Source organism: Paraburkholderia sp. NMBU_R16 (genome assembly GCF_013282575.1).
Classification (GTDB): Bacteria; Pseudomonadota; Gammaproteobacteria; order Burkholderiales; family Burkholderiaceae; genus Trinickia.
Window position 1 is genome coordinate 20,132 of record NZ_JAAAYE010000062.1, and the last position, 7,316, is coordinate 27,447.

Here is a 7,316-nt window from a genome sequence, read left to right on the forward strand (position 1 = left end):
GTCAGCCTTCCGAGGCGAGCTTCGGTCCGGCGCCGGGGGCGATGTCGTCCGCCGCGACGCGTAGCGGCTCCCGCGCCGCCGGCGCGCTCGTGACGCGGCCGACCCATACGAGCGCCAGCGCGGCGATCGATACGGACACCCAGCCGGTCGTCCCGTAGCCCAGCACGTGGCCGGCGCCATCGGTCGACAGCAACAGGCCGCCGACCCAGGCTCCAAAACCCGTGCCGAGTGCCTGTACGGCGCCATTGGCGCTCAGGAATGCGCCGCGCTCGGCGGGCTCCGGCACGGTGGTCAGGATGGCTTGGATCGGCACCATGCGTCCCGAGCTGATGACCATGAACAGCGCGAAGAACGGCACCATGACGGCGAACGGTATATCGGGCAGGTGAGTCATGGCGAGAACCGCCAACAGCGCCAGCGCACCGAAGATCCGGAACACGCGCCGATGGCCGAGGCGGTCCGACAATCTGCCGACCGCGCGCGAGGTGAAGAAAGTCGCCGCTCCGCCTGCCATATACAACCACGAGATGCGCCCGGGCGCCACCCCGTGATTCGCCACGAGTACCGGCGAGATGAACGGAATGACGAGCATATGCGCGAGCATCATCAAAAACGTGAGCACGAATGCCTTCAGATGCCGCGCCCGCGTGAGCAGGCGCCCCAGTGAGGGGAGCGCATCGGCGAGGGCCGGCGGCCCCGCGCGTAGATGCTCTCGCAACGACGGCACGATGAGCGCCGCCGCGCAACCGATCGAAGCGCTCAGTGCCGCGAGCAGCCAGAACGGCGCGGCCCAACCGAAATGTGCGCCGAGCAGCACGCCGGCGGGCACGCCCGCGATGGCGGCCAGCGAGAACGAGGTCATGATGACGCCCGTGGCGGCGCCGCGCCTTGCGACCGGGACGACATCGGCGACGATGGCCATGACCCCCGCACCGAGTACGCCGCCCGTGATGCCAGCGAATGCGCGGCTCGCCAGCAGCAGCGTGTAGCTCGTCGTCAACGCGCAGATCAGATTCGAGAGCGCAAAGAGCACATAGGCGACGAGCAGCAGGCGGCGTCGGTCGAAACGATCGATATAAGTCGCAGCGAAGAGCCCCGACAGTCCCGAGCACCACGAGTATGCCGATACGGCCGCCGCGAAGGCAGCGGGCGTGATGTGGAACGCCGACATGATCTGTGGGCCGAGCGGCATCATGACCATGAAGTCCATGATGATCGTGAATTGCACGAGCGCGAGCAGCCAGATGAGCCGGCGCTCGCGGGTGAGAGACAGTGCGTACATGCGTTGGCGTCCTTTATCTTGTTCGTGCTGTCTTGCGTCAGGCACTGTAGACCCGTGCGGGGGCGGCGGCGCGCGCATCGCCGCCATTGCCGCTCAGGCCGGTGCGGGTTCGCTGCCCTGGCTGGAGGTGCTGCCCTCTATTTCGGCCGCGGCACGCATCAATATTTCGGCGATACGACGTTGCTCGGCTTCGCTCGCATCGGCATGCCGCACGATGGCGAGCTTCAGTGCGTAGCGCGCCTCGATTAGTTTCGGATGCCAGCGGCCGCCTTCGGCGCCGAAGCCGCCGTTATCGTCGTCGGCCGCGTACGCGCGCCGCATCGATTCCATCTTGCTCGCGATGAAACTGAGCTTGGCGAGCATCATGTCGACCTCGTCGCGGTGTGCGTCGAGGTGCGCTCGGCCCGCTTCGGCGATTTCATAGCGCTTGCGGTTGCCTTCCTGCTGCACGGTCACATAACCCAGTTCTTCGAGGTAGGTGAGCGCAGGGTAGACCATGCCTGGACTGGGCGCATAAAAGCCGTTCGAACGCGCTTCCAACGCCTTGATCAGTTCATAGCCGTGGCGGGGCGCCTCCGCGATCAGCGCGAGCAGCATCAACTGCAAGTCGTCGCCAGTGAACTTGCGACCGCGGGTCAAGCCGTCATCGTCGCCAAAGCCGCGGTCTCCTCGACCGCCCCAAAATGGGCCACCGCCATGGCGATGACGGTGGCGGCCGATTGCATGCCACAGGCCGTGCCAGAGGGAAAACGATTCAGATCCGCGGCCCCGATCGTACGCGCGGTGCCATGCGGCGCGCAATTCCTCGAATCCGTAGTGTCCAGGGTCTTGGCTGCCGGCGCGCTCGCTCGATGCTCGCGCGTTGCAGTGGGCGTGATGGGTCGGGCGCATACGCTGCTCCAGGGGTGTGATGTGTATCTAAAGATATATATCGAAAGATATGTTGTCAAGGACCATTCTTGGCTGTCGCATAGCGTCACGGCCGGCGCCGGACACGCCGTCATGCCGCGCCGGCCCGCTCTCATTGGCAATCCATATTTTTGATAGGTCGAGACAGCGCGGAAACGCCTCTAATAGAGGCACTGCTTAACTCGTGGGCGACGGAAACGGGGCTCACATTCGCGACGGAGTCACACGATGACCAAACCATCCAAAGTGCGCTACGGCGATGTCGTCGGTATCCAAAATGTTCGGGCTGCGGCATTTCTGCTGCTCGACCCTAAGTTGAATATGCCATTGGCTTATGCATCAGCCGACGTCGATCCCACAGTACAAGGAATGGCGCGGTGGACCATTCAGTCGACCACTGCAAACAGCGAAGGAAAACCGGTGAACTCCGGAGACGATATTATCCTGGTTCAAATGGCGACCTTGAAGGTGGCGCAAAACCCGCAAACTGTAAGCGGACCCAATCAAGACGCAGTTCATTGCGTCGGATTCGAGGTTCCCTTGCAAGATTGTCCCGACATGAAAGATTATCCAGGTAATTGGTACGCCAACTGGAAAATTGAATGGGGTGCGCAGCCAAGCCTAACGTATTCGCCTTTTACTTTGACGATGCATTTTCCCGAAGGGGTGGAAAAACCCTACCCGGGAAAATTGTCGAGCTATGTGGATACGGATAAAGCAGCGCCGTATCCGTTTGGTGTATTCGCGGTGAATGCGGAGGTGATGTCTCACTACGATAAACCGGTTGAGGTCTATAGCTCTTGGCAGTTCGTGCCGGTGACGAACACCAAATGATCGTAATCGAAAAATCCGGCGAAACGATGCTTGCTATCGATAGCGCGTGGCAGCGTTGGCTGCACGAAAACACGGGCCGCGGGTGCACCGTCGAGTCCATGGTCGATGCCATGGTGGCCTCCGGGTTCGATCGGCACACGGCCACCGCCGCAGTGGATCGTCTGCGCGGCAGCGGACATGACATCGCGAGCGACTCGGCGCGAACGGAGCCCGACGACCGCTATGTCTACGAGGCCGAGGCGCCAATCGGCACGAACGCGAATACGATTCGCGCCGGCGATCGCGAAATAGAGGTGATCGCCAGAATCGGGCGGCCCGAGGTGCTGGTTGTCGGTGGCGTGCTCACCGATGAGGAATGCGAGGCGATGATCGCGCTTTCGCGCGACAAGCTACGCCCCTCGACCATCGTCGATCCCGACTCGGGAGGGGAGGGATTTAATCCGGAGCGTAGGAGCGAGGGCGTTTTTTTTCAACGCGGCGAGAACGAGCTCGTTGCGCGTATCGAGCAACGAATGTCGGCGTTGATGAGTTGTCCCGTCGAGCACGGCGAAGGTTTGCAGGTGCTGCATTACGGGCACGAGGGCGAATACCGGCCGCATTTCGATTATTTTCCCTTGCATTACAAAGGGACCGCACGTCATCTGGAGCATGGCGGCCAGCGGGTGGCGACGCTCGTCGTTTACCTCAATGATGTCGAATCGGGCGGCGAGACGATCTTTCCCGAGGTCGGTCTTTCCGTCGTGGCACGGCGTGGCAACGCCGTCTACTTTCGGTACATGAACGCGCTCGGTCAACTCGATCGGAAAACGCTGCATGGCGGTGCGCCGGTTCTGGCCGGCGAGAAGTGGATCATGACCAAATGGGTCCGCGAGCGCCCCTACATCTGACGGAGTACGTCGTACGGAAAACCATGAATGCCGCTATCGTTTCGACGCATAAGACCTGGGACCGCCATGGCGGCGACTGGGCGGAATACCACCTCGCGCAGGGATTTTCGAAGATATATGTCTATGTCGATGGAGAGCGTCCCGAAGTCGATGTCGACATTCCGGGCGTCGACGTCATTTTTTGCGGCGCGGAGTATTGGAGATCGCACGTGCCGCAGGCGGGTTACCGGGAACACTTGTCTCAGGTACAGGCCGCCATCGGCACCGCCGCTTGGGGCAGTCCGGAATCGCTAACGAATCGGCAGGTGCTGAACACTTGCTGTGGTCTTGACCGCGCGCGAGCGGAAGGTGTCGCCTGGTTGCTTCACATCGACGACGACGAACGTTTCTGGTGTCCCGGCGTTGCCGTGATGGACCACTTCGAAGACATGACGGAGCGGGGCATCATCCACGCCCATTACTGGAATCACGAAGCTGTGGTGTTACCGGGCGGTGATACGGACGATCGCATTCTTTTGAAGAAGAACTGGGAGGCGCTTTCCGACGAGCAAAGGAGCCTGATACCAAGTCTTTGCTCGGGCAAGCCATATTTTGTGTCCTATTCGAACGGCAAAAGTGCTGCGCGCATCGATCGGAGTACCGAGCCGCATGGAGCGCATTACTTCAAGTCGGCCGATGTGCCTCCATCAGCTTCCTGCGAGATGAGCAATCCTGCTATTTGCCATATGCCGTATCGCAGTGTCGATCATTTTTGCGACAAGCACCTCTCATTGGGGACATTCGACAATCGACTCTTCGGTGTGCCCTGGTTCCCGCAGCAGGTGTACAGCGAGGCACGCGAATGCGTACGAAGGGGCGATGTCGCCGGATTGCGAAAGCTGTACTTGGACCGAGTGCTCGTTGGTTCAGCCGAGCTCGATGCACTGGCGAAGCATGATTTTCTGATCGAGGCGAATCTTGCCCGCGTGGGTATGCCGGCCTGACAGCCGAACGGAACCTCTGATTCATCGCTGCGCGCGTTGCCCATCGTTCGAAGCGGCGCTGCTACGAGGCCTTGATCGCGAATGCCTTACAGTCGCCGGTCATCGGTGAGCACGGGACTGCCGGTACTGCTCTTTTGATCGTTGCATACCGCCAATGTGGTGGTCAGTGACTGCGATGTCTTTTTGGCCATCGTTATCAGGAAATTGATTTTTATTTCGGGGCTATACGATGGCGAATTCCGTAAGGTATGGCGATATTCTCGGGCTGAGAAACACCGAGGGTGGCGCTTATTTTCTCGTCGACACGAGCCAGAGTGATCCACTCGGATATGCGTCGGCCGCGGTGAACCCCATTACCGACGAGCGTGCGCAGTGGCAGATTCTCTCGGCGACCGGAAAGACCAATGGAGCGCCAGTCGCCGCTGGCGATACTGTGTGGCTTGTGCAAGTCAGTTCCGGCCAACGACTGCAGGCCGCACTGAATCCGCCGAATTACTCGTCGGTCCAGGATGCGGTCCATTACGACGGCTTTCCCTATCCTCTGCCACCGGCTTATCCGGCCGTTTGGTGCGATGGCTGGCAGATTGCCCCGATCGGCGGTTTCGACGTTACCTACGACGCAACGTACACGATTACAATGAATTTCGTCGGCGGACCCGAATCGGCTTATCCTGGACAGCTCAGCACCTTTATCGACAATAGGCCTGGTCAGCCCTATCCGTATAGTACTTACACGATCAATCACGCGCAGTACGCGCAATATCCAAATCAGAGCACGGCGGTCTATAGCTTGTGGGGATTCGTGCTGGTGAGGTCAATCGCGCCGCCGCCGCCGCCGCCGCCGCCACCGCCGGCACCGGCACCGGCACCTAGCCCGAGCCCGAGCCCGAGCCCGAGTCCGAGCCCGAGTCCGAGCCCGAGTCCGAGTCCGAGTCCGAGTCCGAGTCCGAGCCCGAGCCCGAGCCCGAGCCCGAGCCCGAGCCCGAGCCCGAGCCCGAGCCCGAGCCCGAGTCCGAGTCCGAGTCCGAGCCCGAGTCCGAGCCCGAGTCCGAGCCCGAGTCCGAGCCCGAGTCCGAGCCCAAGCCCAAGCCCAAGCCCAAGCCCAAGCCCAAGCCCAAGCCCAAGCCCAAGCCCAATTGTGCTGCCTCCGAATACTTTGTTCGGCGTAACAGTGTTGCTCAACTCGAGCGCCAATCAGACGGTCGAGGTTTATACGGGCAGCGATCGACGGCTGGTCTTTAGTCTTAGAGGGCAGGGCAAGGACAACGACAACCGCGGTACTGTCGTGCTGACCAGCGGCACTGATGGAAAAGTGAGCGTCGAGATTAGTGTGGACGGCAAAGAATGCGCATCGGTTCTGCAGCACCTTTCCGCGCCCAATTCCGGAAATTCGCAGGTGGTAATCGTCGCGGCGTGTAACGGAGCAGACGCCGATAGTCTATATAACGACGCCTACGTCGTCCTCACTTGTTGTCAACCGACATAGCTGCAAACCTTGCCCTAAGTGAGCCGCCATCATCGTTGGAGGACGGTGCTCCGAACGATAATGGCGGCTTCCATCTTCTGTCAGGTGCCAGCGGAGGTTCGAGCCATCCAGTGCGTGTTGCTTTTATCGGCCGTTCGCGGGACCCGATTGTCCAAAAGGGGTGGCGAACGGCATTGGTGCATCGATCAGCTCGTCGCCTTCCAGGTCAGGATGACGTAGGCGCTGTTTGTATCGCCTCCTGCAGTAGAGGACGCGACGACGCCCACACATGAGTTGTCGGACGGAGGCGAGATGTCGATCGCTTGGGACATCAGTGCGCACGCGTTTTCGCCCGAACACACGCCGACGAGCACGGTTCCGGTCTTTCCGGATGTCAAGACAACGGTACCCCGGTTGTCATTCTGCCGTCCACATCCCGCCACGCTGTACGCCGGGGTGCTGCTATCGTCAAGATAGATGTTGACGGTTTGCGATTCCGCGGAGTTGAAAAGCACCGTTACGCCGAACGGAGTGTCCGCGGGAAGCGTGAATGGCGCAGGCGCGGGTGTGGGAGCCGGTGTAGGCGTTGGTGTTGGCGTTGGCGTTGGTGTTGGTGTTGGTGTTGGTGTTGGCGCAGGCGTAGGTGTTGGTGTTGGTGTTGGCGTTGGTGTTGGTGTTGGCGTTGGCGTTGGCGTTGGCGTTGGCGTTGGCGTTGGTGTTGGCGTTGGCGTTGGCGTTGGTGTTGGCGTTGGCGCAGGCGGCGGTGGCGGCGCTAGCTCGAACCCCCACTGAGCGTATGCGGCATCGGGACCTCCCAGGTACACGCCCACTAGCAGCTTGCTGAAATACCCCTCGTCAGCGAGCGCGTACCTTTCGTCGGCTCGTCGAGCCAGTCGATTTTTCGGGATATGGAAATCTGGGCCTCATTTCAGGGATTTCTGATGGTCTGAGGCTCG

At 60.9% G+C, this 7,316-nt stretch carries 9 protein-coding genes; 4 read left to right on the forward strand and 5 right to left on the reverse strand.

Annotated features, from left to right (window positions below; all coding sequences use genetic code 11):
• Position 1 precedes the first annotated feature (1 nt).
• On the reverse strand, positions 2–1,282 hold the full coding sequence (locus GWC77_RS23360) for an MFS transporter (RefSeq protein WP_173260771.1): 1,281 nt from the start codon (positions 1,280–1,282) through the stop codon (positions 2–4).
• Between the two features lie 93 nt (positions 1,283–1,375).
• A complete protein-coding gene (locus GWC77_RS23365; protein ID WP_254367116.1) occupies positions 1,376–2,083 on the reverse strand; it encodes a PadR family transcriptional regulator in 708 nt (235 codons plus the stop codon).
• A 336-nt stretch (positions 2,084–2,419) separates the two neighbouring features.
• Between GWC77_RS23365 and GWC77_RS23370 the strand changes: the two genes are divergently transcribed.
• The 3 genes from GWC77_RS23370 to GWC77_RS23380 are packed head-to-tail and all read left to right on the forward strand — an operon-like array spanning position 2,420 to position 4,895.
• Positions 2,420–3,025, forward strand: coding sequence for a hypothetical protein (locus GWC77_RS23370; protein ID WP_173260773.1), 606 nt, complete (start codon positions 2,420–2,422; stop codon positions 3,023–3,025).
• The gene (locus GWC77_RS23375) at positions 3,022–3,912 is read left to right on the forward strand and encodes a 2OG-Fe(II) oxygenase (RefSeq protein WP_367949088.1); all 891 of its coding nucleotides are present in this window, start codon (positions 3,022–3,024) and stop codon (positions 3,910–3,912) included. Before GWC77_RS23370 ends, GWC77_RS23375 begins: the two co-directional genes overlap by 4 nt.
• 23 nt (positions 3,913–3,935) lie before the next feature.
• Positions 3,936–4,895, forward strand: a complete 960-nt coding sequence (locus GWC77_RS23380) for a hypothetical protein (RefSeq protein WP_173260775.1) — start codon at positions 3,936–3,938, stop codon at positions 4,893–4,895.
• Between the two features lie 783 nt (positions 4,896–5,678).
• On the opposite strand, the gene GWC77_RS23385 is transcribed toward GWC77_RS23380, so the two are convergent.
• Complete coding sequence (locus GWC77_RS23385) at positions 5,679–6,077, reverse strand: hypothetical protein (protein ID WP_217283380.1); 399 nt, start codon at positions 6,075–6,077, stop codon at positions 5,679–5,681.
• Between GWC77_RS23385 and GWC77_RS30340 the strand changes: the two genes are divergently transcribed.
• A complete protein-coding gene (locus GWC77_RS30340; RefSeq protein ID WP_173260777.1) occupies positions 6,067–6,381 on the forward strand; it encodes a fucose-binding lectin II in 315 nt (104 codons plus the stop codon). The genes GWC77_RS23385 and GWC77_RS30340 overlap by 11 nt on opposite strands.
• A gap of 185 nt (positions 6,382–6,566) precedes the next feature.
• Here GWC77_RS30340 and GWC77_RS30345 read toward each other — a convergent pair whose 3' ends face one another.
• Together GWC77_RS30345 and GWC77_RS23400 are read right to left on the reverse strand one after the other, a co-directional pair.
• Positions 6,567–6,875, reverse strand: coding sequence for a fucose-binding lectin II (locus tag GWC77_RS30345; RefSeq protein WP_173260779.1), 309 nt, complete (start codon positions 6,873–6,875; stop codon positions 6,567–6,569).
• Positions 6,829–7,149, reverse strand: coding sequence for a hypothetical protein (locus GWC77_RS23400; protein ID WP_173260781.1), 321 nt, complete (start codon positions 7,147–7,149; stop codon positions 6,829–6,831). Before GWC77_RS23400 ends, GWC77_RS30345 begins: the two co-directional genes overlap by 47 nt.
• Positions 7,150–7,316 lie beyond the last annotated feature (167 nt).

Coding starts and splice junctions, on each gene's coding strand:
- GWC77_RS23360 (WP_173260771.1), bottom strand. CDS start 1,282: ATGTACGCACTGTCTCTCACCCGCGAGCGCCGGCTCATCTGGCTGCTC.
- GWC77_RS23370 (WP_173260773.1), top strand. CDS start 2,420: ATGACCAAACCATCCAAAGTGCGCTACGGCGATGTCGTCGGTATCCAA.
- GWC77_RS23375 (WP_367949088.1), top strand. CDS start 3,022: ATGATCGTAATCGAAAAATCCGGCGAAACGATGCTTGCTATCGATAGC.
- GWC77_RS23380 (WP_173260775.1), top strand. CDS start 3,936: ATGAATGCCGCTATCGTTTCGACGCATAAGACCTGGGACCGCCATGGC.